Annotated in this window: 25 protein-coding genes; 16 read left to right on the top strand and 9 right to left on the bottom strand. The window is 64.3% G+C overall.

Annotation, left to right across the window (positions count from 1 at the left end; translation table 11 throughout):
- Positions 1-202: 202 nt before the first annotated feature.
- The 5 genes from VVT58_RS19665 to VVT58_RS19645 are packed head-to-tail and all read left to right on the top strand — an operon-like array spanning position 203 to position 4,749.
- A complete protein-coding gene (locus VVT58_RS19665) occupies positions 203-940 on the top strand; it encodes a polysaccharide deacetylase family protein (protein WP_327753936.1) in 738 nt (245 codons plus the stop codon).
- A 3-nt stretch (positions 941-943) separates the two neighbouring features.
- Positions 944-2,131 carry a glycosyltransferase gene (locus VVT58_RS19660; protein ID WP_327753935.1) on the top strand — a complete coding sequence of 396 codons (1,188 nt, stop codon included), beginning with the start codon at positions 944-946 and terminating at the stop codon, positions 2,129-2,131.
- A complete protein-coding gene (locus tag VVT58_RS19655) occupies positions 2,128-3,072 on the top strand; it encodes a hypothetical protein (RefSeq protein ID WP_327753934.1) in 945 nt (314 codons plus the stop codon). Before VVT58_RS19660 ends, VVT58_RS19655 begins: the two co-directional genes overlap by 4 nt.
- Entirely contained in the window at positions 3,069-3,572 is a 504-nt protein-coding gene (locus tag VVT58_RS19650; RefSeq protein WP_327753933.1) for a DUF2141 domain-containing protein, read from the top strand. The genes VVT58_RS19655 and VVT58_RS19650 overlap by 4 nt, the downstream gene beginning before the upstream one ends.
- 4 nt (positions 3,573-3,576) lie before the next feature.
- Positions 3,577-4,749 (top strand): glycosyltransferase, encoded by a 1,173-nt coding sequence (locus VVT58_RS19645; protein ID WP_327753932.1) that lies wholly within the window; start codon positions 3,577-3,579, stop codon positions 4,747-4,749.
- Between the two features lie 184 nt (positions 4,750-4,933).
- On the opposite strand, the gene VVT58_RS19640 is transcribed toward VVT58_RS19645, so the two are convergent.
- Positions 4,934-6,181 carry an FAD-dependent oxidoreductase gene (locus VVT58_RS19640; protein WP_327753930.1) on the bottom strand — a complete coding sequence of 416 codons (1,248 nt, stop codon included), beginning with the start codon at positions 6,179-6,181 and terminating at the stop codon, positions 4,934-4,936.
- A 266-nt stretch (positions 6,182-6,447) separates the two neighbouring features.
- Here VVT58_RS19640 and VVT58_RS19635 point away from each other — a divergent pair, with 266 nt between their 5' ends.
- On the top strand, positions 6,448-7,476 hold the full coding sequence (locus VVT58_RS19635) for an AraC family transcriptional regulator (RefSeq protein ID WP_087573103.1): 1,029 nt from the start codon (positions 6,448-6,450) through the stop codon (positions 7,474-7,476).
- Positions 7,477-7,538: 62 nt separating this feature from the next.
- Here VVT58_RS19635 and VVT58_RS19630 read toward each other — a convergent pair whose 3' ends face one another.
- The 4 genes from VVT58_RS19630 to VVT58_RS19615 are packed head-to-tail and all read right to left on the bottom strand — an operon-like array spanning position 7,539 to position 9,979.
- Positions 7,539-7,841, bottom strand: coding sequence for a non-heme iron oxygenase ferredoxin subunit (locus VVT58_RS19630; RefSeq protein WP_066562408.1), 303 nt, complete (start codon positions 7,839-7,841; stop codon positions 7,539-7,541).
- Positions 7,838-8,368: a nuclear transport factor 2 family protein gene (locus VVT58_RS19625; protein WP_327753929.1), complete on the bottom strand. Its 531-nt coding sequence runs from the start codon at positions 8,366-8,368 to the stop codon at positions 7,838-7,840. The genes VVT58_RS19630 and VVT58_RS19625 overlap by 4 nt, the downstream gene beginning before the upstream one ends.
- Positions 8,335-8,706: a hypothetical protein gene (locus tag VVT58_RS19620; RefSeq protein ID WP_327753928.1), complete on the bottom strand. Its 372-nt coding sequence runs from the start codon at positions 8,704-8,706 to the stop codon at positions 8,335-8,337. Before VVT58_RS19620 ends, VVT58_RS19625 begins: the two co-directional genes overlap by 34 nt.
- A 13-nt stretch (positions 8,707-8,719) precedes the next feature.
- The gene (locus VVT58_RS19615) at positions 8,720-9,979 is read right to left on the bottom strand and encodes an aromatic ring-hydroxylating dioxygenase subunit alpha (protein WP_327753927.1); all 1,260 of its coding nucleotides are present in this window, start codon (positions 9,977-9,979) and stop codon (positions 8,720-8,722) included.
- Between the two features lie 281 nt (positions 9,980-10,260).
- Between VVT58_RS19615 and VVT58_RS19610 the strand changes: the two genes are divergently transcribed.
- From VVT58_RS19610 to VVT58_RS19575, 8 genes are all read left to right on the top strand, one after another.
- Positions 10,261-12,666 (top strand): TonB-dependent receptor, encoded by a 2,406-nt coding sequence (locus VVT58_RS19610; protein ID WP_087573105.1) that lies wholly within the window; start codon positions 10,261-10,263, stop codon positions 12,664-12,666.
- Positions 12,667-12,670: 4 nt separating this feature from the next.
- Positions 12,671-13,195, top strand: a complete 525-nt coding sequence (locus VVT58_RS19605; RefSeq protein ID WP_327753926.1) for a nuclear transport factor 2 family protein — start codon at positions 12,671-12,673, stop codon at positions 13,193-13,195.
- 104 nt (positions 13,196-13,299) lie between these two features.
- The gene (locus tag VVT58_RS19600) at positions 13,300-14,535 is read left to right on the top strand and encodes an SRPBCC family protein (protein WP_327753925.1); all 1,236 of its coding nucleotides are present in this window, start codon (positions 13,300-13,302) and stop codon (positions 14,533-14,535) included.
- An 11-nt stretch (positions 14,536-14,546) separates the two neighbouring features.
- Positions 14,547-14,891 (top strand): hypothetical protein, encoded by a 345-nt coding sequence (locus VVT58_RS19595; protein WP_327753924.1) that lies wholly within the window; start codon positions 14,547-14,549, stop codon positions 14,889-14,891.
- Between the two features lie 30 nt (positions 14,892-14,921).
- Positions 14,922-16,229, top strand: a complete 1,308-nt coding sequence (locus VVT58_RS19590; RefSeq protein ID WP_087573108.1) for an acetamidase/formamidase family protein — start codon at positions 14,922-14,924, stop codon at positions 16,227-16,229.
- A gap of 5 nt (positions 16,230-16,234) precedes the next feature.
- Positions 16,235-16,468 carry a hypothetical protein gene (locus VVT58_RS19585; RefSeq protein ID WP_327753923.1) on the top strand — a complete coding sequence of 78 codons (234 nt, stop codon included), beginning with the start codon at positions 16,235-16,237 and terminating at the stop codon, positions 16,466-16,468.
- Between the two features lie 114 nt (positions 16,469-16,582).
- Positions 16,583-17,473: a dioxygenase gene (locus tag VVT58_RS19580; RefSeq protein ID WP_327754032.1), complete on the top strand. Its 891-nt coding sequence runs from the start codon at positions 16,583-16,585 to the stop codon at positions 17,471-17,473.
- A 14-nt stretch (positions 17,474-17,487) separates the two neighbouring features.
- Positions 17,488-17,610 carry a hypothetical protein gene (locus VVT58_RS19575; RefSeq protein ID WP_257721825.1) on the top strand — a complete coding sequence of 41 codons (123 nt, stop codon included), beginning with the start codon at positions 17,488-17,490 and terminating at the stop codon, positions 17,608-17,610.
- A 7-nt stretch (positions 17,611-17,617) separates the two neighbouring features.
- On the opposite strand, the gene VVT58_RS19570 is transcribed toward VVT58_RS19575, so the two are convergent.
- On the bottom strand, positions 17,618-17,902 hold the full coding sequence (locus tag VVT58_RS19570; protein WP_087575235.1) for a hypothetical protein: 285 nt from the start codon (positions 17,900-17,902) through the stop codon (positions 17,618-17,620).
- Between the two features lie 203 nt (positions 17,903-18,105).
- Between VVT58_RS19570 and VVT58_RS19565 the strand changes: the two genes are divergently transcribed.
- Positions 18,106-18,726 (top strand): methyltransferase domain-containing protein, encoded by a 621-nt coding sequence (locus VVT58_RS19565; protein ID WP_327753922.1) that lies wholly within the window; start codon positions 18,106-18,108, stop codon positions 18,724-18,726.
- A 25-nt stretch (positions 18,727-18,751) separates the two neighbouring features.
- On the opposite strand, the gene VVT58_RS19560 is transcribed toward VVT58_RS19565, so the two are convergent.
- The 3 genes from VVT58_RS19560 to cysD all read right to left on the bottom strand — a co-directional run bounded on the left by VVT58_RS19560 (position 18,752) and on the right by cysD (position 22,488).
- A complete protein-coding gene (locus VVT58_RS19560; RefSeq protein ID WP_327753921.1) occupies positions 18,752-19,528 on the bottom strand; it encodes a 3'(2'),5'-bisphosphate nucleotidase CysQ in 777 nt (258 codons plus the stop codon).
- A complete protein-coding gene (gene cysN / locus VVT58_RS19555; RefSeq protein ID WP_327753920.1) occupies positions 19,525-21,447 on the bottom strand; it encodes a sulfate adenylyltransferase subunit CysN in 1,923 nt (640 codons plus the stop codon). The genes VVT58_RS19560 and cysN overlap by 4 nt, the downstream gene beginning before the upstream one ends.
- 129 nt (positions 21,448-21,576) lie before the next feature.
- On the bottom strand, positions 21,577-22,488 hold the full coding sequence (gene cysD, locus VVT58_RS19550) for a sulfate adenylyltransferase subunit CysD (RefSeq protein ID WP_066562423.1): 912 nt from the start codon (positions 22,486-22,488) through the stop codon (positions 21,577-21,579).
- Positions 22,489-22,573: 85 nt separating this feature from the next.
- Between cysD and VVT58_RS19545 the strand changes: the two genes are divergently transcribed.
- Positions 22,574-23,662 carry a helix-turn-helix transcriptional regulator gene (locus VVT58_RS19545; RefSeq protein ID WP_327753919.1) on the top strand — a complete coding sequence of 363 codons (1,089 nt, stop codon included), beginning with the start codon at positions 22,574-22,576 and terminating at the stop codon, positions 23,660-23,662.
- Positions 23,663-23,664: the final 2 nt, after the last annotated feature.

The raw sequence follows: 23,664 nt of genomic DNA, 5'->3' as shown, positions 1-23,664 counted from the left end.
AAGACGACAGAGTGGGGATCTTACCTCAGTTGTCGCAAGTCGAAAAAAATATTCGGGCAAGGAACTGCGTTACTTTCCGGCCATGGCGTCTCCATTGCGAGAGTGAAAGAGCGCTTGTGATCGACTTTGTAATAATGCCGTCATCCCCGACAATCATAGGGCCGCTGGTAATGCATAGGGTTTCGGGGGGCGTTGACCTGTCATGAAGCGGCTTCTTCTTTCCATTCATGATGTTGGTCCCCGTTTCGAAACGGAAGTGGACCTGCTGCTGGATCGGATGATGCGCCATGTCGGCCCGGCAGACCTGGCGATGCTGGTCGTGCCCGACCATTGGGGACGGCATCCTCTGGCGGTGGGTTCCCCTTTCGCGGCGCGGCTGCGCGCATGGGCGGATGCGGGGATCAGCATGTTCGCCCATGGTTGGTTCCACCAGGACAGGACCGTTCACGATCAGCCCGTCGCGCGGTTCAAGGCGCGCCACATGACCGCCGGAGAGGGCGAATTTCTGGGTCTGGACGGCGCGACCGCGGCGCGGCGCATGACCGATGGACGCGACCTTATCGAACAGATCACTGGCCGTCCGGTGGCGGGGTTCGTCGCACCCGCCTGGCTTTATGGCGCGCCCGCGCTCGATGCGCTGGGGCAATGCGGTTTCGCGCTGGCGGAGGATCATATGAAGGTCTGGCATCCGCCATCGGGCAAGGTGCTGGCGCGTGGCCCGGTCATCACCTGGGCCAGCCGCAGCCGGGCGCGCATCGCATCTTCTCTGCTGGCGGCGCGGGTGTTGCCGCCGGTGCTGCGCCATGCGCCGGTGGCGCGGGTCGCCGTGCATCCGGGCGACGCGCATGTCCCCGCGCTGCTCGCCAGCATCGATCGCGTGCTGTGGCGGCTGGGGCGCACCCATCTGCCCGCCCGCTATGGCGACCTGTTGGCGAACTGATCCATGCGCATTCTCACCTTCCTCCACAGTTTCGAGCCGGGCGGGGTCGAGCGCGTGGCGCTGCGGCTGGTGCGGCGCTGGCGGGAGCAGGGCGTCGACGCGCCGCTGTTCCTGGGCCGCATCGACGGCGCCATGCGGGCGGAGCTGGGCGACAGCCTCGACCATCATGTCCCGCGCCAGCCGTCTTTCTCCGTCGCGGGCTTCGAAACGCTCTGGATGATCGCGACGCTGCCCGCCTTCATCCGCCGGACGCGGCCCGACGCCCTGTTCTGCGCGGGCAACAGCTATGCCGTGGTCGCCGTGGCGATGAAGCTGCTGTTGGGCCGCGCCTGCCCGCCGGTCCTGGCCAAGATCAGCAACGATCTCGAACGGCGCGACATGATCTGGCCGGCGCGCATGGCCTACCGGCTATGGCTGCGCGTCCAGGGCCGGTTCATCGATCATTTCGTCGCCATGGCGCCGGGTCTGGAGCGCGAAATAGCCGAACTTGCGCGCCCGGTGAAACGGGCGATCAGCATCGTCCCCGATCCCGCCCTGTCGCGGGCGCAGATCGACCGGCTGCGCGCCGCCCGGCAGCCGGATGAGGGGCGCAAAGGACGTCTGTTCGTCGCCATCGGCCGTCTGGCGCGGCAGAAGAATTTTCCGCTGATGCTCGAAGCCTTCGCCCAGGCGGCACGGTCCGATGACCGCCTGCTGGTCTTCGGAGACGGCCCGGAACGCAAGGCGCTGCAAAGCCGGGCGCAACGCCTCGGCATCGCTGATCGGGTCCGTTTCATGGGTCATGTTCCTGATCCGGCCCTGCAGATCGGGCAGGCGGACGCCTTCCTGCTGTCCTCCGATTATGAAGGCGTGCCTGCCGCGCTGCTGGAGGCGCTGGCCGTCGGCCTTCCCGTCATCGCCACGCAATGCAGCGCGGCGATGCGGTCGCTGCTTGGCGACGGCGCGCTCGGCCGCCTCGTCCCGGTGGGCGACGTCCACGTCTTTGCCGCCGCTCTGGCCGATGCGCCCTTGCCGCAGGACAGCGCCGCCAGCCTCGCCCAAGCGCGCCGCTTCACGCTGGAGGCCGCCTCCGCCGCCTATCTCGACAGCTTCGCGGCGATGACAAGCGCCAAAAGCGCCTCATGCCCGACCGGGGCGCTTGGTCAGCCGCGCCGCGACCCCATCCCGCCAATGATGACGAGCCTTTCATGACCGGCAACAGTTCCACAGGCCTCATGCCGCCGCCTGCCGCACCGATCGACCCGGCCCTGCTCGATCCCCGGCCGCTGATCCAGTCGGGCCGCAACTGGACCCGCTGGGCCGGGCCGCTGGTTTCGGTGCTGATCCTCGTGGTCGCGCTGCACCAGTTCCGTGGGCTGGATCCCGCCAGCCTCTGGGCGCTGGTGCCGGGCGGCATCGCCTTCTGGGCCGCCTTCGCGCTTTATTATCTGGCCGGGCCGCTGTCCGAATGGGTGATCTTCCGCCGCCTCTGGTCGATCCCGCCGGACGGCTTCGCCGCGCTGCTGCGCAAGCTGGTCAGCAATGAAATCCTGCTCGGCTATCTGGGGGAGGTCTATTTCTACGCCTGGGCCCGGCGCCATGCGAAGATCACCACCGCCCCCTTCGGCGCGATCAAGGATGTGACGATCCTGTCCGCGCTGGTGGGCAATGGCGTGACATTGGTGATGGTGGCCTTCGCCGTGCCGCTGCTGGGCGCGGTCGATGCGCGGCTCAACACATGGGAAGTGGGCGGGTCGATACTCTTCGTGCTGGCGACGTCGCTGGTCGCCATGCTGCTGCGCAAGCGGCTGTTCACCCTGCCGCGAAAGGCGCTGTGGATGGTCGCGGCGATCCATCTGCTGCGCATCGTCGCGACGACGGTGCTGGCGGCGATGATGTGGCACATGCTGCTGCCCGACATCGCGCTTAGCTGGTGGATATTGCTCGGTACGCTGCGGCAGTTGGTCTCGCGCCTGCCCTTCCTGCCGAACAAGGATGTGGTGTTCGCAGGCATGGCCGCCTTCCTGATCGGGCGCGACAGCGAGATCGTGTCGGCCATGGCGCTGATGGCGTCGCTGATCCTGGCGGCGCATCTGCTGGTCGGCATCACGCTGGGGGCGACCGGATTGCTGCGGGAAAGCCGGGCGCAATGATCGCGACCCTCTTCCTCGCCAGCGCGGCGATTCCCTCCACGCCCGATCTGGGCAAGGCCGAGGGGCAATGCCGCCCGGACGAAAAAGGCTCCGCCTATCTGGTCGAGGTGGCGGGCCTCAAGGACCGCAAGGGGCGGTTGAAGCTGGAACTTTATCCCGCGAACGACGCGGATTTCCTGGCGGACGACAATATTCTGATCGCCGCGGGCAAGCCGTTCCGCCGGGTCGAGGAGCCGGTGCCGCCATCCGGCCCGGTGGAGCTGTGCATTCGCGCGCCCGGCCCCGGCAGCTATGCGCTCAGCCTGCTGCATGACCGCGACGCCAATCGCCGCTTTTCCCTGTCGATCGACGGCATCGGCTTTGCGGGCAATCCGAAGATCGGCTGGTCCAAGCCCCATGCCGCCGCTGCCAGCGCGCCCGTGGGCAGCGGCCCCACGCGCATCACAATCACCGTCAATTATCGCCGGGGACTTTTTTCCTTCGGCCCAGCGGAGAAATAATCCGATGCGCATCGTCGATGTCTGCGCCTTCTACGCGCCCAGCGGCGGCGGGGTGAAGACCTATGTGGAACGCAAGCTGCGCGCCGGGGCGCAGGCGGGGCATGAGATCATCATCCTGGCCCCGTCCGACAGCGACCGGGTGGTGGAGGCGGGCGGCGGCAAGATCGTCATGCTGCCCGCGCGGCGTTTCCCGCTGGACCGGCGCTATTCCTATTTCGATGATGAACAGTCGCTCCACGCCATGCTCGACCGGCTGCAACCCGATCTGGTCGAAGCGTCATCGCCCTGGGGCAGCGCCGCGATGGTGGCGCGTTGGCGGGGGGATGCGCCCCGCGCCCTCATCATGCATGCCGATCCGCTGTCCGCCTATGCCTATCGCTGGTTCGGCCAGGTGCTGAGCCGGGAGCGGATCGACCGGGGCTTCGACTGGTTCTGGCGGCATTTGCGGCGGCTGGACGAGAGTTTCGACATGGTCGTCAGCGCCAGCAACAGCCTGTCCCAACGGCTGGAGGCGGGGCGCCTGAAGCGCGTCGTGACCCTGCCCATGGGCGTGGAGCCCGGCCATTTCAGCCCCACGCGGCGCAACGAACGGCTGCGCGCCCGGCTGCTGGAGCGCTGCGGCCTCGGTCCCGATGCGACGCTGCTGCTGGGGGTCGGCCGCCATGCGCCCGAAAAGCGCTGGCCGATGGTGATAGAGGCGGTCACGTCGGCGGGCTTTGCCACGCCGGTCGGGCTGGTGCTGGTGGGTGACGGGCGGGAACGGGCGCGGGTCCGCCGCGCTGCCGCCAATAATCCGCATATCCAGCTTCTGGCGCCGATGCACGACCGGCCCGCGCTGGCCGAACTGCTCGCCAGCGCCGACGCGCTCGTCCATGGCTGCGAGGCGGAGACTTTCTGCATGGTCGCGGCGGAAGCGCGGGCCAGCGGCCTGCCGGTCATCGTGCCCGACGAAGGGGGCGCTTCGGACCAGGCCCGCAGCGGTGGTGGCCTGCTCTATCGCGCCGCTCAGGCCGACAGCCTGGCCGCCGCCATCGTCGATTTCGTGAATGGCGGCCCCGCCGAACAGCGCCGCCACGCCTCTGCCCTGGCGCCGTCGGTCATGACCATGGACGATCATTTCGGCAGGCTGTTTTCCGCCTATCAGCGCCTCGCACCGGGCCGCCGTCATGCTGCTTAGACGGTCCTTGCCCCTGATGCGCCGATCCGGACCAGCCGCCAGCGAGAGGCCACAGCCCCGCACCGGCGAGCGGGCGAAGGAGGTAGGCCAACCCCATGCTTGCGGCCTGCGATATCGGGCCGACTGCGAATGCTGGTCCTTCTGGGCAGCTATTCTCTGGTGGCTGCTGCGTTCCAGAGGGCGTTCATGACGCGACCCGATCCGTCTGCGCCGCCATCTTCAGGGGGACGGAAATATCCGCCAGCTTCGCCCGGTCGACCGCAATCCCCTTCAGGATCAGTGCGCGGGCGCCCATGAAATCCTTTGCATTGTTGATCGCATCGACCGCCACCACGCGGCCTTGCCGCAAGTAGATGACAGTGAACGAGCCATTTTCCCGGTCGCCGCGCAGGACGATGTCGTCGGCATCCTTGTTGAGCCCGGCGGATTGCAGCTTGAGGTCGAACTGATCGGACCAGAATGTCGGCAGCGCCCGATATTCGGTCGGCGCCTCCATGATGGTGTCGGCGGCGATGGCCGCGGAGTCCATCGCATGCTGCACGGATTCCAGCCGCCACAAGCCCCCGGCGAACGGATTGGGATGCCGGGCGCAGTCGCCTATGGCCAGAACGCCCTCCGCCGACGTCCGGCAATATTCATCCACCAGCACGCCGCCGTCGCAAGCGATGCCCGCCTCTTCCGCCAGCGCCGTGTCGGCATCGATGCCGATGCCGATGATCGCCAGATCGACGGGAATTTCCTCGCCCGATCCCAATCTGACGGCTGACACGCGATCCTCGCCGGAAAAGCCCGCGACTTGCTCGCCCAGGCGCAGCTCGACGCCCCGGTTGCGATGCTGGCGTTCGAAAAAGTCGGACACTGCAGGTGAGGTGACGCGCTGGAGGACGCGGGGTTGCGCTTCGATGACGACGACCTCATGCCCCATCTCGCGCGCCGCCGCCGCGACCTCCAGCCCCACATATCCCGCCCCGATGATGCCGATGCGCCCGCCATTGCGGAGCCCCTCGCGGATCGCATCCACATCCGCGACGGTGCGCAGATAATAGAGGCCCGCAAGATCCGAACCGGGGCAGCGAAGGTGCCGCACTTTCCCGCCGGTCGCCAGCGCGCACCACCCGAACCGGACGACCCGGCCATCGTCCAGTTCGACCCGCTTGCCGGCGGGATCGAGCGACCTCACCCTGCACCCCAGTTCGAAGCGCACCTGTTGCTCGGCCCAATAATCGCTGTCCCGCAGCAGCAGCCGGTCGATCTGCATGCTGCCGATCAGATAGGCTTTGGACAGGGGAGGGCGGTCATAGGGCAAGCTGTGTTCGTCGCTGACGATCGCGATGCTTCCGGCAAAGCCCTTCTGCCGCAGCGAAATGGCCAGATGCGCGCCCGCATGGCCGCCGCCGATGATGAGGACGTCCACGGCGATTTGATCGTTCAACTCGATTCTCCCAAATGCGTGACCGGGGGACACGCCGCGCCGTCTTTCATGGCGTTTCGGGGAATCTGGGCGATAATCTGTCCGGCAACTATCCCGTTACCGCAGGCGCTGCCCCCATAATGCGGCCTTTTGGCGCGCCAGGCTTGACCCGGCCTTGTAATCGGAGTGTCATCATGAAAAGGCGAAGGGAGGGCTGCGTCAATGATCCGTCGCATCAGGGGGAATATGTCCGCATCTGCGCCGGAAACGCGCCGGGAGGGACGAGCATGCTGACTCAAATGGCCACGCCGAACCGCTTCTGGAATGGAGAGGCGCTTCCGCTCGTGCAGTGGAACAGGTTCAGCAGCACCGACGCCGGCGATGTCGAAGCGCATATGAGCCGGATGTTCTGCCCCCATCGGCTGGATGTCCAGGGCGGGCGCCCGCCGATCGACTTTCGCCACAATCAGGCCCAGCTCAAGGCGCTGACGTTCAACGCGCAGGATTATGGCAATCCCTTCGGCCGCATCTCCATCGACGTGCCCCAGATGGGCGAGAGCTATCTGGTGCAATTTTCGCTGACCGGCACCTCCTTCATCACCCATGACAAGGACAGTTTCAGCCTGGCGCCCGGCCAGATGTGCGTGCTCGCCCCCAATTCGCATTTCCGGCAGACGTTCGACGCGGGTTACAAGCATTTCACCATCAAGATCCCGAAGGCCGACCTGGAACAGGTGCTGGCGAACGAGCTGGGCTTCCGGCCGGACGATCTGGTCTTTTCGACCCGGCCCGTGCCGCTGGTCGGCGCCGCCCAGGCGTTCGCCCATCTCGTCCGCACCATATGCGACGACATCGACTATGGCCTGACCGGCTATACCCATCCCCGCGCCAGCGGAGCGGTGGAGGATGCGCTCAAGCGCCTGCTGCTCGCCGCGGTCCCGCACAACCATTCCGACCTGTTCGATTCCGCCCCCTCCGGCCCTGCGCCCTATTATGTCCGGCGCGTCGAGGATTTCGTCCGGGGCCATGCGTGCGAGGCGATTTCGCTGATCGACATGATCGAGATTTCGGGCGTCAGCGCGCGGTCCCTGCACGCCGGTTTCCGCCGTTTTCGCGGGGTCACGCCGATGGTCTATCTCAAAAATGTGCGGCTCGACCTGGCGCGCAAGATGTTGCTGGGCGGCGTCGAGGAGGGGCATAGCGTCACCGATGTGGCCCTTACCTGCGGTTTCAGCCACCTCAGCAAATTCGCCCGCGACTATGCGGAGCGCTTTGGGGAGCGGCCTTCGGCCACCTTGCGGCAACTGAAGGGCTGACCGGGTGGGGGAGAGGGCTGGTACGGCTATGCGCCGGACGGCGCATTTCCAAACAGACTCTCTCAGCCCGCGATATGCACCGCGCCGTCGATAATCTCCACAGTGTAGGTTTTGAGCGCGATCGAGCAGGGGGCGGCGCAGGCCGCGCCGGTCCTTATGTCGAAACTGCCGAGGTGGAAGGGGCAGACGATCTTGCCGTCCTCGATCTCTCCCTCCGCCAGCGACGCTTCGCCATGGGTGCACAGGTCGTCGGTCGCGAATACTTCGCCGTCCAGCAGGTAGACGGCGATCCCATGGTCGCCGTCCAGTTCGACCCGATGAACCTCGTCTTCGCTCAGATCCTCCACCGCGCACAGCCGGATCATTGATCGAACGCCTTCTTGACCATCCAGGGCGGCGTGGCCACCCCCTGGATCCTGAGGTCCAGCTTCACAGACGCGAATTTCCATTCTTCTTCCTCATATCTTGCAACGCTGTCGTACCAGCCGCCCAGCCAGCGATCTTCCGGGCCGGAGTCCCCGGCCATGGTGGACAATTCCCACAGATACCATCGGCAGCGCGCCGACCGGCCGTCCTCCGCAAATTCGACATAGGGGGCGACCATATAGTGGATCGACCACAGCACGGCCTCGGCGGCGATGCGGGCGAGCCCTTCGGCAATCGCGTCGGAGCCGTGGAAAGTGGCGAAGCCCTCCGCCGACCAGATGGCGTCGGCATGGAACAGCGGCTGCATGATCGCCGGATCGTTCTTCCGGTCCGCGCCATGGCCGTAACGCGCCACGAGATCCTCTATCTCCTGGCGCGCCTCGATCCGGAACAGCCGTTCCTCGACGGAGAGATGGGCCGTCCTCGCCATGGTCAGGCGGTCGCCATCGGGCTGAGACCGCGCCACGTCTCCTGCCCGCCATGGACGGCGATGAACCGCGCCTCCTCGAACGCATAGGGCACGCCGGGCGAGCCGGAATAAAGCTCGATATGCGGCGCCACCTCGGCAAGCGACAGCGCCAGATTGTAGAGCGCGTGATGGCTCTCCGGCAGCGCGCCCAGCGGGAAACGGTCGACCTCCGCCAACGCGTCGGAAAGGCGCGGCAGCATCCGGTCGTAAAAGGTGCGCAGTTCCGCCGCGCTCGACCCCTGCCGCTTGCGCTGCCGCTCGTCGGCGGTCGGCAGGTTCCAGTCGAGGCAAGGGGAGAGGTCTTCGAAGCCCGCAGGCAGTATGGATTGCGTCATGGTCACTTCCCCCTCACGCATTGACATATTGATCGACCACGGCGGCGCTGTGGCGGATGAGGATTTCGTCGTCCTGAAGGTTCTGGACCAGCTTGGCGCGCGACTGCATCGCCCGTTGCGTGTCCTCCATGGTGGCGGTGTCCTCCAGCCAGGCGTTGCGCTGAAGCGTCATCGCATGTTCGATGGCCCAGCGTTCGGCATTGGTCTTGGGAGGGCGGACATAATAGCGCCCCTCCCACAATGTCCGGTTATGGGCGATCGGCCAGAATTGGTGGGTGAACCAGATGCCTTCCGACACATGGATCAGCGTGTTGGGGAAGAGCACGCTCAGTTCGAACGCGAAATCGTCCCTCTTGTCGGGGTTGATGGCGGGCGGCAGCATCGTTTCGGCGCGCTGCGTGACGAGCGATGCGCCCGCGATGCTATTGGCGATGCCCGCCACCGGCGTCGGCTTCGCGCCCAGGGTGAGGCAGACGGCGCAGCTCCGGTGCGGCCCCATCAGCTTCACATTTTGCAGCCCGGTCGAGAAAGTGTTGGGGAACGACCCGGCATGGATGGTGTCGACATGATAGGCCTCTGCAAAGGCGTCATGCGCGACCTTCCAGTTGCATTCCAGTTCGGTGTGATAGGTGAATTGATAGCTGAGTTCGGCAAAGGGGAATCCGGCGAAATGCGCGGCATAATCGCCCAGATATTCCGCCAGGCTGTTGTCCGGCGTTTCGGCCAGATTGACGAAGATGAACCCTTCCCAGAAGTCGGTGTGGATCGGGGACAGGCCGTTCTTCCGCTTGTCGAAACATTGGTAGAAGCGTTCCTCGCTCGGCACATGCTTCAACGCGCCGTCCGCGCCATAGACCCAGCCGTGGAAGCGGCAGGTGACGATGGCCGCCCTGCTGCGGCCGAAGGTTTCCGGGCCGGTTTCGGTGACGACGGTGTTGCCGCGATGCGCGCAGACATTGTGGTGGGCGCGCACGACATCATCCTTGCCGCGCATCAGGATGATCGACGTGTCGGCGGCGGCCAAGCGCTTGACCTTATAATCGCCCTTGTTGGGGATTTCATCGACGCGCCCGACGCACAGCCAGACCTTCCTGAATATCTTCTCCCGCTCCAGTTCGTACCAGTCCGGGTCGATATAGGGTTCGATGGAGATCGGACCCGATCCCAGTTCGGGATGTTCGTGTAACCAGCGATGCGCTTCGTTCATCATCCTGTCCTTGCTGTTGTGATCGGTCGCCGCGTCCGCCGCTTCCCGAATGCGTGAATTCGGCATGGATGATGTCGGCGCGCGCCTTGCCCCGCTAGCCCGTTCCGGTGCACCTTAGCCTGGGGGCGCATCAAAGGCGCGATGGGTCGGGAGTGGGAAGAAACGCCTTTTTCGTCGCTTTGCACTCCGTCGCGCTCAGATGTCGAACGTCGCAGGATCAGGCTAGCGCGCCTGGCCGATCTGGGTTCGATTAGATGCGGGCGTCCAGCAAGGGCGGTGACCGCACCTTTCGGGGACTGGGCGGTATCAGAAAAACAAAATGCCAATCGAGACGGGGAGTCAAAAAAATGGAAGCTGAAACCTGCAAACCCATATCATCCGGCCGTGCTGCCCAGTGCTTGCAGTCCGGTTCGTTTCGCGCGCTGATGGCTGGCCTGGCGCTGGCCTCCGGAACGCCCGTTCTGGCGCAGCAAGCGCCGGAAGATCCGGCAGCGAACCAGAGCGCCGGTATCGAGGAAATCACGGTCACCGCCCGCCGCCGGGCGGAATCGCTCCAGGACACGCCGATCTCCATCTCGGCCGTGACGTCGGAAGGTCTGGCACAGCGCGGGATCGACAATGTCACCCAGATCGGTGACTTCACGCCGAATGTGAAGTTCAACAGCTCGGTTCCCGTTTCCGCCAGTAACGCCACGGCGGCGATCTTCATTCGCGGCATCGGGCAGAATGACTATCAGCTCTCTGCCGATCCGGGCGTAGGACTATATCTCGACGGCGTTTATATTTCGCGCGGCGTCGGCAACGTCCTCGACGTGCTCAATGTCGAGCGCATCGAGGTGCTGCGCGGTCCGCAAGGTACGCTGTTCGGCCGCAACACCATCGGCGGCGCGGTGAGCGTGGTGACGAAGAAGCCCGCCGACGATCTGGGCGCCAGCCTGGAACTGACCACGGGAAGCTACAACCGGGTGCAGATCAAGGGATCGATCGACGTGCCGTTGGCGGAGGGGGTCTATACCAGCTTCTCCGGCTTCTATCATCTGCGCGAAGGCTATGTGAAGGGCACGGTGCCGCTGGCGCCGGACCTGGGCGACACCAACACGATGGCGGGCCGCTTTGCGGTTCGGCTTGAACCGACGAGCAACCTTTCCATCAACATCGCCGTCGACGGCACGCGTTCGCGGGAGGAAACCGCGCCCAACGTCATGCTGGCGGTCGATGAGAACGCACCGGCGGCGCAGGTCTGGAACGGCCTCTATTCCGGCGCGGCCAGCATCTGCACCGATCTTTCCAATCCGGCCCGGCTTTCCGACACGCGCTGCTACAACAGCCAGTGGGCGCAGGCGCCCTATCGCCATGGCGGAACGTTCCGGGCGATTTCCAGCACCTTCGACAATTTCGGGAAGCGCCGCTATCAATCCGCGTCCGACCTCAACATCTGGGGCGTTTCCGGCACGGTGGAATGGCGGCTGGGCGAGAATGTGACGGCCAAGTCCATCACCGCCTATCGCAAGGTGACGGGTTTCTGGACCCGCGATTCCGACCATAGCCCCGCCAGCATCGTCCAGACCAAGAGCGACTGGAAGCAGGACCAGTTTTCGGAAGAGTTGCAACTGACCGGCGATGCGTTCGACAACCGCCTGAACTGGGTGGTCGGCGGCTATTATTCCAAGGAAAGCGGAAACCATCAGGATCTCGTCAACCTCATCGATGCCGTCTTCATGAGCGGTGCGATCCTCGATGGACGAAGCCTTGCCGCCTTCGGTCAGGCGACGTTCGAGATCGTTGACAATCTCAGCCTGACGGGCGGCATACGCTGGACCGAGGACAGGAAGACTTTCGACAATGGCAACCAATATGTCGTGGCGGCGGGCTTCCTGACCGGCCAGCCCTTCAATCCTGACGGTTCGGGCCTTCAGGACGGCGATCCGCTGATGGGCCCGCCCGGACGCACGACGATCAAGGATCGCGCCTGGACGCCGATGGCCAGCCTTTCCTATCGCTGGTCGCCCGAATTCCTGACCTACGCATCCTATTCGCAAGGGTTCAAGGGCGGCGGCTTCACCCAGCGCGTCTTCCCGCCCTTCGCCAATATCCCGTCCTTCCGGCCGGAGACGAGCACGACCTATGAAGTCGGCTTCAAGTCCGACCTGCTCGACCGGCGGCTGCGGCTGAACGGCGCGGCGTTCATCAACGATTATGACGATCTGCAGATCACGGTGAACGATCCGCGCCTGGGCTTCGCGCCGATCATCCAGAACGCCGCGAAGGCGCGGATCAAGGGTCTGGAACTCGAATTGCAGGCGCGCCCGACCGAGGCGCTCAGGCTGGAGGCGGGGCTCGGCTATCTCGACGCCAAATATCGTCAGGTGGACATCCGCGCCCTCAACAGCGGCGTGACCAAGGATTCCCATCTGCAAAATGCGCCGAAGTGGACGCTGAGCGCCGGCGTGTCCTACGACATCCGGGTGGATGGCGTGGGCAAGTTCACGCCGCGGGTCGACTGGTCCTATCGTTCGAAGGTCTATAATGACGCGGTGAACAGCCCGCTGCTGATCCAGAAGGGCTATCATCTGGTGAACGCCTCGATCGGCTATAGCGATGAGCCCGAAAGCTGGCTGATCACCCTGGGCGTCAAGAATCTGACCAAGGAGGTCTATCTCGGCTCCGGCTTCGTGGATTCCTTCGGCGGGATCACCGAGGGCGCGTTCGGACGTCCCCGCGAATGGTTCCTGAGCGCGCGCCGGACCTTCTGAAATCATGGCGGCGCCGGGTTCCGGCGCCCCTTTACCGGGCGAGGATGCCATGCCGGAAACATTGGAACGCAAGGTCGAACGTCTGGAGGCGCTGCGCGACATCGACACGTTGATCGTCGATCTTTCGCGGGCCTTCGATGCGGGGCCATCGGCTCAGATGCTGCGGCCGTTGTTCACGGAGGATGCGGTCTTCCAGATCGACCGATATGGCAGTTTGTCGGGCGGCGAGACGATCGCGCACGGGGTCGCTGGCAATGCCGATCAGGGCTTTAAATGGACCCTGCATTATCTGGTCTCGCCCAAGGTGACGCTTGATACTGGCCATGACAGGGCCGCCGTCGAATTCATGCTGTGGGAAGTCGCCACTTCGGCAAGCGGGCGGGCCTATTGGATTGGCGGGCGTTATGTCGCGGAAGCGCGGAAGAGGGAGGGAAATTGGCGCTTCAGCGCGCTGGAATTGCGGGCCGATCTCATATCCCATTATCCCGATGGCTGGCGTGAGAAACCCGCCGCTTTGGCCGATGCATGATCCGCCATGCGTTTGATTGCGGCCAGGGGATGATGGCTGCCCTCTGGTCCTAGCGCCTGCTCGATAAGAAGCGGCAGACTTCACTGGAATTTTCGGAGAGAATCATGACTAGGACATGCACGGCGGGAGATCTGCGCCATATTAATCGCAGCGTCGATGACATTCGCGACGAACTCGGCATCGATCCGGTTTCGGTGCGGGCGATCAGCGATCCGGCCATTTACGAGCTAGAACGCGAAAAGATCTTCCGGAAGACTTGGCTGAAGGTCGCGACAAGTTGGGAGATTCCGAACATAGGCGATTATAAGGTCAAGGAACTGCCCGTGGCCGATGCGTCCGTGCTGATCGTGCGCGGCAAGGACGGCCAGATCCGGGCCTTCCACAATGTCTGCACCCATCGCGGGAACAAGGTGGTTCCGACCAGTGGCTTCGAAACCTTCGGCCGGTCGCGCGCCAATGTGGTGACCTGCCGGTTCCATGGCTGGGTCTTCTCGACCGATGGACCGCTGCGGTCGGTGCCGATGAAGGAAAAATTCGGCAAGCTCGACACGGCATGCCTTGGCCTGCGCGAAATCCATTGCGATAGTTGGGAAGGCTTCGTCTTCATCAATTTCGACGCCGAACCGGCTCAGACGCTGACCGAATATCTGGGCGATTTCGGCAAGCTGTTCGGCGGTTATCCCTATGCGGAATCGACCACTGCCTTCCGCTATTCGACCGTGCTGAACTGCAACTGGAAGGTCGCGCATTATGCCTTCAGCGAGGGCTATCATGTGCCGACCATCCATGCGGGGTCGCTGCCGGGCTTCAAGGGGGTGGAGCATAGCGATTTCAAGCTGATGGGCCCGCACGCCTCCTCCACCATCTATGGGGCGGGCATGGACACCGCGCCCTCGACGCTGGCCTTCGCGTCGATGCTGAGCACGACCGAGCGCCACCGTCCGCGCCCCGATCAGTTGCCGCCCGCGATCAACCCGGAACGGCGGGCGGATTTCCAGTTCGAGCTGCCCAATCTGTTCCCCAATTTCATCATCCATCTGGCGTCGGGCTGCGGCTATCCGGGCATGTCCTTCTTCACCCACCAGTTCTGGCCGCTCGATCATGGGCGGACGCTCTGGGAAGGCATCAACTATTTCCGGCCAGCCCAGAGCGCGGCGGAACAGGTGGCGCAGCAGCATGTGAACGCGCTGCACCGCAACGCCTGGCTTGAAGACACCGCCACCATGGAAGACACTTTCGCCGGCATCATGTCCGGATCGATCGACGAGATGCAGTTGATGGACCAGGAATTCCTGATCCGCCACGCGGCGCGCACCCTCGACACCTATCTCGCGGCCTGAGGAACCATAGCATGACGAACCCCATCCTTCCCGCGCCCTTTGCCGATCTGGCGCCGCTTGCCGCCCATTGGGCGCGCCCGAGCGAGAATGAACGCAGCGAAATCCGCTGGACCACCACCGCCGCCGATTTCAAGGCGCTGTACGACGCGATGATGCCGCGCCTCGATGAGATATTGCGCCTGCTGTCGGACCATCCCGCCACCGGCATGCCGGAGGATGTCCATAATCTCTTCCTGCTGGCCTGCGCCTTTGCCGAAGCCTCGCCCCATCATGAGCTTTATAGCGGCAGCAGCGCCGTTCCCTTCAGCTTCGACGCCAGGCGGTTCGTGCGCATGGATGGCGATGCCGCGCTCTGAGCGTTCCCACAGAAAGCAAGGGTAATTCCAATGTCTGACGCACGATCGCATATCGAGGTTTACGACTATAGCGGCGGGATCGTCGGGCCGGGCATCGAACCGGCCGGGACGGTTCGCGATGGCGGCACGATCCGCACCGGCACGCCGCCGGGCTGCTGGGGCCCGATGATCACCCCGAAATTCCAGGGCGGCCATGAAGTCACCCGCCCGGTGCTGGTCGAGGGCGCGGAGGTGGGAGACGCCATCGCCATCAAGTTGAAGACGGTGCGCGTCACCTCGCTCGCCACCTCCTCGGGCGTCATGGAATTTGTCGAGGGGCGCTATGTGGGCGATCCCTTCGTCGCGAAGCTCTGCCCAAGCTGCGGCACGACCGCGCCGTCCAGCCATATAGAAGGGATCGGGGAAGAGGCGGTCCGGTGCGACAATTGCGGCGCGGAAGTCAATGCGTTCCGCTTTTCCAACGGCTATGTCATCGTGCTGGACCGGGAGAACAACGTGTCCCTGACCGTCGGCAAGGATGTTGCGGAACGGATCGCTGGGGACGCCCGCAACGTCGCGGCCATGCCGGACCAGTCGCACCAGCATTCGATCCTCGCTTTGGCGCGGGCGGATATCGCCGGTCTCGCCAGCCGCATGCGACCCTTCCTCGGCAATATCGGCACGGTGCCGTCACGTGACCTGCCGGATTCGCACAATGCGGGGGATTTCGGCTCCTTCCTGATCGACGCGCCGCACGGCTACAGCTTCACGCAGGAGGAACTCGACCGGCACAAGACCGACGGCCATATGGACACCAATTCGGTGCGGGAGGGCGCGATTCTCATCTGCCCGGTCAAGGTGCCGGGCGGTGGCGTCTATATGGGCGACATGCATGCGCAGCAGGGCAATGGCGAGATTGCGGGGCACGCCACCGACGTGTCGGGCGTGGTCGAACTGGAAGTGAAGGTGATCAAGGGGCTGAAACTGGACGGCCCGATCCTGTTGCAGCATCGCGACGACCTGCCCTTCCTGGCGCAGCCGATGAGCCGGGAGGAAAGCGCGGCGGTGGGGCGTCTGGCCGAACGCTACGGCCAGAAAAGGATCGAGGATAATGGGCCGATCACCTTCATCGGTTCGGGACCGACGCTGAACGACGCGACCAAAAACGGCCTCGCCCGCGCCGCCGAGGTGACGGGATTGCCCTATGACGAAATCCTGAACCGGGCGACGATCGCGGGATCGATCGAGATCAGCCGCCTGCCGGGCGTCGTCCGGGTCACTTTCCTTTGCCCGACGCCGATCCTGGAGCGCATGGGCGTGGCCGAACTGGTGCGCCAGCAATATGGCCCGCAGGCGTGATCCACATGAATGAGGCGAAGAGGTCCGGCCTGATCGTCATCGGCAAGGATGTGGTGGATCGCATGCTGCATCTGGAAACCGGCAGGACCGATGAGGCGCTGAACGCGCGTTTCGGCATCAGCTATAATAGCTGGCGCAAGGTCATCGCGGGCCGCCCGGTCCGCTCGTCCATGGCCGCCCGGCTGATACAGCGCGTCGAAAGCATCGATCCGGGCGCGCCCGATAGCTTTTCGGCATGAAATCGGAGCTGAGCGGAAAACCCATGACGCCGCCGCTGGGTGACGGCGCTCTGCCGCCATCCTCCATTCATTCATGACGATGATCGCTGATATTCAACCATTTGGAGAGGCATGATGACCGAAGATTTCGTGAATTCCCCGGCGGTCCAGACCCTGCTGGATCGTGCCAGCGGCCTTGATGCAGAGGGTGGCGACAAACGGTTGAAGGCCATCACCCGCGATCTGGTGGAAGCGGTGATGAAGACCATCGTGCGCCATGACGTGACGGAGAGCGAATTCTGGGCCGCGATCCAATATTTCCAGAATGGCGCGGCCGAATTCGGCCTGATCGTGCCGGGCGTCGGCCTGGAACATTTCATCGACCTTTTCATGGACGCCAAGGATACCGAAGCGGGTAGGACCGGGGGCACGCCGCGCACCATCGAAGGGCCGCTCTATGTCGCGGGCGCGCCATTGGTGGAGGGCGACGTCAATTTGTCCGACGATGCCGACGACACCGGCACGCTCTATATGAGCGGCGTGATCAAGGGGCCGGACGGCGAGCCGGTCAACGGCGCGATCCTGCATGTCTGGCACGCCAATTCCCAAGGCTGGTATTCCCATTTCGACCCGACCGGCGAGCAGACCCCTTTCAACAACCGCCGCCGCATCAGGATCGGCGGCGACGGGCGCTATGCCTTCCATTCGAAGATGCCGAACGGCTATAGCGTGCCTCCGGGCGGCGCGACCGACCGGCTGATGCAGGCGCTGGGCCGCCACGGCAACCGTCCGGCCCATGTCCATTTCTTCATCGAGGCGCCCGGCTATCGCATGCTGACGACGCAGATCAACTTTGGCGACGATCCGTTCGCGGCGGACGATTTCGCCTTCGGCACACGGGAAGGCCTGCTGCCCGTCCCCAACCGGCAGGGCGACACCGCCACCATCGCCTTCGATTTCGAACTCCAGAAGGCCGATGCTTCCAGCGAAGAAGCTTTTTCGGCACGGGCTCGCGCTGTGGCTTGAGGAGGAGGCTTTTCATGCGGAAGATTGTCGGCAGCCCTGCCTTCCACCCCGAAACGGCCGCGCCGCCGCCGCACAGCGAAGCGCTCGTCAAGCTGATGAGCGGCTCTCGGCTGGCGGTGATGGACTTTCTTGCCTGAAGGTAAGCTACTGCCGGGCGAGGCGGCGGCGGTTCTTCCCCACCGCCTTGCGGTAATGCGCGGTGGATGCCTGCATGACGGAAAGCGGCGTCGTGCCCAGGGCGCCGGTCATTGCCTTCCATTGCAACTGGGCCACGGCTTCGATTTTCTCTGAGACCATCCTTTGCGCCTCGATTGCGGCCGCCGGATTGCCGGCCAGCAGCTTCGGCATGCGCAGGCCGATCACCATGGCGGCTTCCAGGCCGAGGCTCCAATAGCCCAGTGCAACCGTCATCGGATTGATCTGCCGCATTTCGATGTTCTCCGTTGCTTCCAGTTCGAATCCGGAAGGCCGATCCATTGGATAGCTGAATATCGGTGGCTGTCACCTTTCTTGCGCCGATCCGCGAGCATGTCTTGATCCATGTCAGACGATTTTCCAGGAACCTGGTGCAGACTCCACGGGTTTCCCCGAAAAGCCTCTCGTGCGCAGGGGTGATGGGAGAATGAGCAATCGTGGCGGCATCGTTCGAAAACAGGGTGGTTCAAGACCGGCTGAATGAAAGTCGCGGTCCGGAATTCCTGGCTCTCGCCTTTCGGGAGTTCTTCAAAAATCCTCTGGCCGTGGGTTCCGCCTTTCCAGCTTCGCGTTTCCTGGTCGACACCATGCTTTCGCCCGTCGACTGGAGCCGGTTGAATTGCGTCGTCGAATATGGGCCGGGCACCGGCATATTCACTCGCGCCCTGCTGGATCGCCTGCCGGCTCACGCGCGGTTGCTGGCTATCGACACCAGCGCGGCGTTCATCGATCATTTGCGGGAGGCGACCCCGGACAGGCGCCTGATCGCCGTGAGCGGTTCAGCCGACGCTGTCCTGGACATCATGGCCGATCATGGACTGGACGAGGCGGATTGCATCCTTTCCGGCCTACCTTTTTCGACGCTGTCTCGGGATCGGGGGGAGGGGTTGATGGGGGTGAGCGTGCGGGCCTTGGCGCCTGAGGGGCTTTTCCTCGCCTATCAGATGCGCCAGGCCGTCGGGCCGCTGCTGGAGGGTCGTTTCGCGCAGGTCGCGACGGGCTTTGAATGGCGTAACCTGCCGCCCTGCCATCTCTATTGGGCGTCGCGTCCCCTCTGAGGAAGGGACGCATCGCATCAACGCATCAACCGTCGGCCTGGGCCAGTTCCGCGATCAGGGCGAGCATTTGGCTGGCCTGTTCCTTCCGGCAGATGAGGAGGTCGGGGAGGTAGACGTCGCTCTGGTTGTAGACGAGGGGCGATCCGTCGATGCGCGAGCAATGGAGGCCATGGGCGAGCGCGACCGCGACCGGGGCCATGGAGTCCCATTCATATTGACCGCCCGAGTGGAGATAGATGTCGGCCTGACCCAATATCACGGCCATGGCCTTGGCCCCGGCGGACCCCATGGGCACCAGCTCGGCACCCAGCCTTTCCGCGATCGCGACCGCTTCCCTGGCCGGGCGGGTGCGGCTGATCACCATGCGCAGCTTGTCCGGCGCCGGGGGCAGGGCGCGGGGCTCGTCGGAGCGCAGCAGCGTGCCGCCGTCCAGACCCGGCAGCGCGACCGCGCCGATGGCGGGCTGGCCGTCGATGGCAAGCCCGACATGCACCGCCCAGTCGGCGCGTTCCTCGCCATATTCGCGGGTGCCGTCGACCGGGTCGACGATCCACACCCGGCTCATGGCGAGCCGGTCGGGATTGTCCTTCTCCTCCTCCGACAGCAGGCCGTCCTGCGGCCGTACCTCGCGCAGGGCGTGGCAGAGGAACTGGTTGGCGGTCTGATCGCCCGCCTTGCCCAGCGCCTTGGCGCTGAACAGCCCGCTTTCGCGCACATTGACCAATATGCGCCCGGCGACCTCGGCCAGATGCGACGCGAGGTCGGCGTCGCTCATGGTCTTGGGGTCAAGCGGCGCGCTCATGGGATCAACCTCGCGATGATGGCGTCGGCCGCTTCCTCGGCGCTCATGGCGGTGGTGTCGACGCGGATCTCGGGGTCTTCGGGCGCCTCATAGGGGCTGTCGATGCCGGTGAAGTTCTTGAGATCGCCGGCCCGCGCCTTCTTGTAGAGACCCTTGACGTCGCGCGCCTCGGCATCGGCCAGCGGGGTGTCGATATGCACCTCGATGAACTCGCCGGGCTGCATCATCTGGCGCACCATGTCGCGCTCTGCCCGGAAGGGGGAGATGAAGGCGGTGATCACGATCAGCCCCGCATCGGTCATCAGCTTGGCGACCTCGCCCACGCGGCGGATATTCTCCACCCGGTCGGCATCGGTGAAGCCCAGATCCTTGTTCAGCCCATGACGCACATTGTCGCCGTCGAGCAGGAAGGTGTGCCGGTTCATTCTGGCGAGTTTCTTCTCGACCAGATTGGCGATGGTCGACTTGCCCGCGCCCGACAGCCCCGTGAACCACAGCACGGCCGGCTTCTGGTTCTTGAGGCCCGCATGGAAGTCGCGGCTGACATCGGTCGCCTGCCAGTGGACATTTTGCGCCCGCCGCAGCGAGAAGTGCAGCATCCCCGCCGCCACCGTGGCGTTGGTGATCTTGTCGATCAGGATGAAGCCGCCCAGCGTGCGGTTCGTCTCATAGGGTTCGAACACGATCTGCTTGTCGGTCGACAGGTTGGCGATGCCGATGGCGTTGAGGTCCAGCGTCTTGGCCGCCAGATGCTCCATCGTGTTGACGTTGATCTGATATTTGGGCTGCTGGATCGTTGCCGTGACCGTTTGCGTGCCGATCTTGAGCCAATAGGGGCGGCCGGGCAGCATCTCCTCATCCGCCATCCAGACGATGGTGGCTTCGAACTGGTCGGCGGCCTGGGGCGGATTGTCCGACGCCGCGATCACGTCGCCGCGCGAGCAGTCGACCTCATCGGCAAAGCAGAGCGTGACCGACTGGCCCGCGACGGCGATGTCCAGATCGCCACCCAGCGTCACGATGCGGCTGACCGTGCTGGTCTTGCCCGAGGGCAGGACGCGGATCGCATCGCCCTTGCGCACCGTGCCGGTCGCGATCTGGCCGGAAAAGCCGCGAAAGTCGAGGTTCGGGCGGTTGACCCACTGCACCGCCATGCGGAAGGGCTTGAGCTGGTCGGAGACCTGGTCGACCTCGACCGTCTCCAGATGCTCGATCAGCGCCGGTCCCTTGTACCAGGGGGTGTTGTCCGACGGGCCGGTGATATTGTCGCCCTTGAAGCCGGAGATCGGGATCGGGGTGAAGGCCTTGATGCCGATCGAGTGGGCGAACTCGGTATAATCCTTCAATATGCCGTCATAGACCGCCTGGTCATAGTCGATCAGGTCCATCTTGTTGATGGCCAGGACAATGTTCCTGATGCCGATCAGATGGGCGAGGTAGCTGTGGCGCCGCGTCTGCGTCAGCACGCCCTTGCGCGCGTCGATCAGGATGACGGCAAGGTCGGCGGTGGACGCGCCGGTCACCATGTTGCGGGTATATTGCTCATGGCCCGGCGTGTCGGCGACGATGAACTTGCGCTTTTCGGTGGCGAAGAAGCGATAGGCGACGTCGATGGTGATGCCCTGTTCGCGCTCGGCGGCGAGGCCGTCGACGAGGAGGGCGAAGTCGATCTCCTGCCCCTGGGTGCCCACGCGCTTGGAGTCGGCCTGCAACGCTTCGAGCTGATCCTCGAAGATCATCTTGCTGTCGTAGAGCAGGCGGCCGATCAGCGTCGACTTGCCGTCGTCCACCGAGCCGCAGGTGATGAAGCGCAGCATCGTCTTGTGCTGGTGCACCTCCAGATACTGGTCGATGTCCTCGGCAATGAGGGCGTCGGTCTTGTAGATGGGTTCGTCGGTCTTGGTGAGCGTATCGGTCATGTCGCTACCTCGTCATCCCAGCGCAGGCTGGGATCTCGTTGATCTGGGTCGAAGGGGTCGGCCTGGAGGCCTGAGACCCCAGCTTTCGCTGGGGTTGACGCTTCGGAACGCTGCGCATTCCGTGGCGCGTCAAAAATACCCCTCCTGCTTCTTCTTCTCCATGCCGGCGCCGCCGGCATCCTTGTCGATGGCGCGGCCCTGTCGTTCCGATGTGGTGGTGAGCAGCGTTTCCTGGATGACATCAGGCAGCGTCTTCGCCTGGCTCTCCACCGCGCCGGTCAGCGGATAGCAGCCCAGCGTCCGGAAGCGGATCGAGCGCATCACAGGCTCCTCGCCCGGCTTCAAGGGGAAGCGTTCGTCATCGACCATCAGCAGCATGCCGTCGCGCTCCACGGTCGGGCGCTCCTCGGCAAAATAGAGCGGCACGATCGGCACGTCGTTGAGGTGGATATATTGCCAGATGTCCAGCTCGGTCCAGTTGCTGATCGGGAAGACGCGGATGCTCTCGCCCTTGTTCTTGCGGGCGTTGTAGAGGTTCCACAGTTCGGGCCGCTGGTTCTTGGGATCCCAGCCATGGCTGGCGGTGCGGAAGGAGAAGATGCGCTCCTTCGCCCGGCTCTTTTCCTCGTCGCGGCGCGCGCCGCCGAAGGCCGCGTCGAAGCCGTAGAGGTTGAGCGCCTGCTTCAACCCCTCCGTCTTCCACATGTCGGTGTGCAGCGGGCCGTGGTCGAACGGGTTGATGCCACGTTCCTGCGCTTCGGGGTTGTGATAGACGAGCAGTTCCATGCCGCTCTCGCGCGCCATGCGGTCGCGCAGCTCGTACATCGCCTTGAACTTCCAGGTCGTGTCCACATGCAGCAGCGGGAAGGGCGGCGGCGAGGGATAGAAAGCCTTGCGCGCCAGATGCAGCATCACCGCCGAATCCTTGCCGACGCTGTATAGCATCACAGGCTTCTCAGCCTCCGCAACAACCTCCCGCAATATATGGATGCTCTCCGCCTCCAATCGCTCCAAATGCGTCAGCCTTTTCGAATCGATCATCGTTCACCGCCTTGTTTCGTGACGGTCACATGACAGAAGCGGGGAAAGACTGGACCTCCCATATGGGAGGATATACATATTAGCCATGCGACTGGACGACGGTGGATTATTGGCGGCTCTCCATGAGGGTATGTTCGAGCAACCCCTTTGGCATGGGTTCCTTGAAAAGCTGCGCGCCCGCTCCGGGGCCGCCTATGTCAGCCTGGCGTTCCGCCCGGTGGACGAGGAGCGGATCGTCGAACTTTATGCCGGGCCGCCCACGCCGCTGCACCTTGATAGGCTGTTCAACGAAAAATATGTGCGCGACCCCTTGCCTTATCGGCGGATGCGCGAAGCGCGGGTCTATACGCTGGACGAACTGCTCGACCCCGGCGATGCGGTGCAGCAAAGCTATTGCGCGGAATTTCTGGAGCCGCGAGGCATCACCAATATCCGCTTGGTCCGTGTCGCGGAGCCGAGCGGCATGGACGCCTGGCTGAGTTGCGCGGGCGGACGCGAGGTGGGACCGGCCGTCAGCGCCCTGTTGACCGCGCTGGTGCCGCATCTACGCATCGCGCTGCGCAGCTTCGTTGCGTACGAACGGGAAAAATTTCGCTCGTCCGTGACTTCGGAGGCGTTCGGGCGGCTCAATTTCGGCTGGCTGATGCTGGATGCGCGCTGCCGCATCGTCGACATGACCCCGCATCTGGAGCAGCTTTTCCAGCGATCGAGCGTGCTGCGGCGGGGCCGCTACGACCGGCTGATGCCCGCATCTCCCGCCGTGGACCGGGAATTGACCGCCCTGGTCAAAAGCTTTGCGGAGGATGCGGAGGGGCGGCCAAAGGCGATCAATCTCAGCCGCGATCCGCTGCTCGACATGCTGGTGCGTCCGATGCGGGACCGTTCCCTGTCCGCCCAGTCGCCGCCGGTCGCCATCGCCTATATCAGCGGCGATCGTTGGTCGCAGGCGGACCGTTGCGACCAGTTGGTCGACCTGTTCGGCCTGCTGCCTAGCGAGGCGCGGCTGGCCTGGGCGATCGCGCAGGGCATGTCGATCAGCGAAGCGGCGGACGATCTGGGGCTGACGCTGGAGACTGCGCGCAACTATTCGAAGAAGATCTACGCCAAGACCGGGGCGCGGGGGCAGGCGGAACTGGTGCGCAACATCCTGACCAGCGTGTTGGCGCTCGCCTGAAG

The organism is Sphingobium sp. SJ10-10, from assembly GCF_036038995.2.
Taxonomy (GTDB): domain Bacteria; phylum Pseudomonadota; class Alphaproteobacteria; order Sphingomonadales; family Sphingomonadaceae; genus Sphingobium.
Note: the sequence above shows the minus strand (reverse complement) of the source record. Positions and strands in the feature narration are given on the sequence as shown.

Bases quoted from the DNA above. Each gene is read 5' to 3' on its own strand.
- VVT58_RS19610 (WP_087573105.1), top strand. From the start codon at position 10,261: ATGGAAGCTGAAACCTGCAAACCCATATCATCCGGCCGTGCTGCCCAG.
- VVT58_RS19620 (WP_327753928.1), bottom strand. From the start codon at position 8,706: ATGACGCAATCCATACTGCCTGCGGGCTTCGAAGACCTCTCCCCTTGC.
- VVT58_RS19605 (WP_327753926.1), top strand. From the start codon at position 12,671: ATGGCGGCGCCGGGTTCCGGCGCCCCTTTACCGGGCGAGGATGCCATG.
- VVT58_RS19665 (WP_327753936.1), top strand. From the start codon at position 203: ATGAAGCGGCTTCTTCTTTCCATTCATGATGTTGGTCCCCGTTTCGAA.
- VVT58_RS19595 (WP_327753924.1), top strand. From the start codon at position 14,547: ATGACGAACCCCATCCTTCCCGCGCCCTTTGCCGATCTGGCGCCGCTT.
- VVT58_RS19655 (WP_327753934.1), top strand. From the start codon at position 2,128: ATGACCGGCAACAGTTCCACAGGCCTCATGCCGCCGCCTGCCGCACCG.
- VVT58_RS19585 (WP_327753923.1), top strand. From the start codon at position 16,235: ATGAATGAGGCGAAGAGGTCCGGCCTGATCGTCATCGGCAAGGATGTG.
- VVT58_RS19560 (WP_327753921.1), bottom strand. From the start codon at position 19,528: ATGAGCGCGCCGCTTGACCCCAAGACCATGAGCGACGCCGACCTCGCG.
- VVT58_RS19650 (WP_327753933.1), top strand. From the start codon at position 3,069: ATGATCGCGACCCTCTTCCTCGCCAGCGCGGCGATTCCCTCCACGCCC.
- VVT58_RS19575 (WP_257721825.1), top strand. From the start codon at position 17,488: ATGCGGAAGATTGTCGGCAGCCCTGCCTTCCACCCCGAAACGGCCGCG.
- VVT58_RS19590 (WP_087573108.1), top strand. From the start codon at position 14,922: ATGTCTGACGCACGATCGCATATCGAGGTTTACGACTATAGCGGCGGG.
- VVT58_RS19545 (WP_327753919.1), top strand. From the start codon at position 22,574: ATGCGACTGGACGACGGTGGATTATTGGCGGCTCTCCATGAGGGTATG.
- VVT58_RS19660 (WP_327753935.1), top strand. From the start codon at position 944: ATGCGCATTCTCACCTTCCTCCACAGTTTCGAGCCGGGCGGGGTCGAG.
- VVT58_RS19635 (WP_087573103.1), top strand. From the start codon at position 6,448: ATGCTGACTCAAATGGCCACGCCGAACCGCTTCTGGAATGGAGAGGCG.
- VVT58_RS19630 (WP_066562408.1), bottom strand. From the start codon at position 7,841: ATGATCCGGCTGTGCGCGGTGGAGGATCTGAGCGAAGACGAGGTTCAT.
- VVT58_RS19580 (WP_327754032.1), top strand. From the start codon at position 16,583: ATGACCGAAGATTTCGTGAATTCCCCGGCGGTCCAGACCCTGCTGGAT.
- cysN (WP_327753920.1), bottom strand. From the start codon at position 21,447: ATGACCGATACGCTCACCAAGACCGACGAACCCATCTACAAGACCGAC.
- VVT58_RS19600 (WP_327753925.1), top strand. From the start codon at position 13,300: ATGACTAGGACATGCACGGCGGGAGATCTGCGCCATATTAATCGCAGC.
- VVT58_RS19570 (WP_087575235.1), bottom strand. From the start codon at position 17,902: ATGCGGCAGATCAATCCGATGACGGTTGCACTGGGCTATTGGAGCCTC.
- VVT58_RS19615 (WP_327753927.1), bottom strand. From the start codon at position 9,979: ATGCCGAATTCACGCATTCGGGAAGCGGCGGACGCGGCGACCGATCAC.
- cysD (WP_066562423.1), bottom strand. From the start codon at position 22,488: ATGATCGATTCGAAAAGGCTGACGCATTTGGAGCGATTGGAGGCGGAG.
- VVT58_RS19645 (WP_327753932.1), top strand. From the start codon at position 3,577: ATGCGCATCGTCGATGTCTGCGCCTTCTACGCGCCCAGCGGCGGCGGG.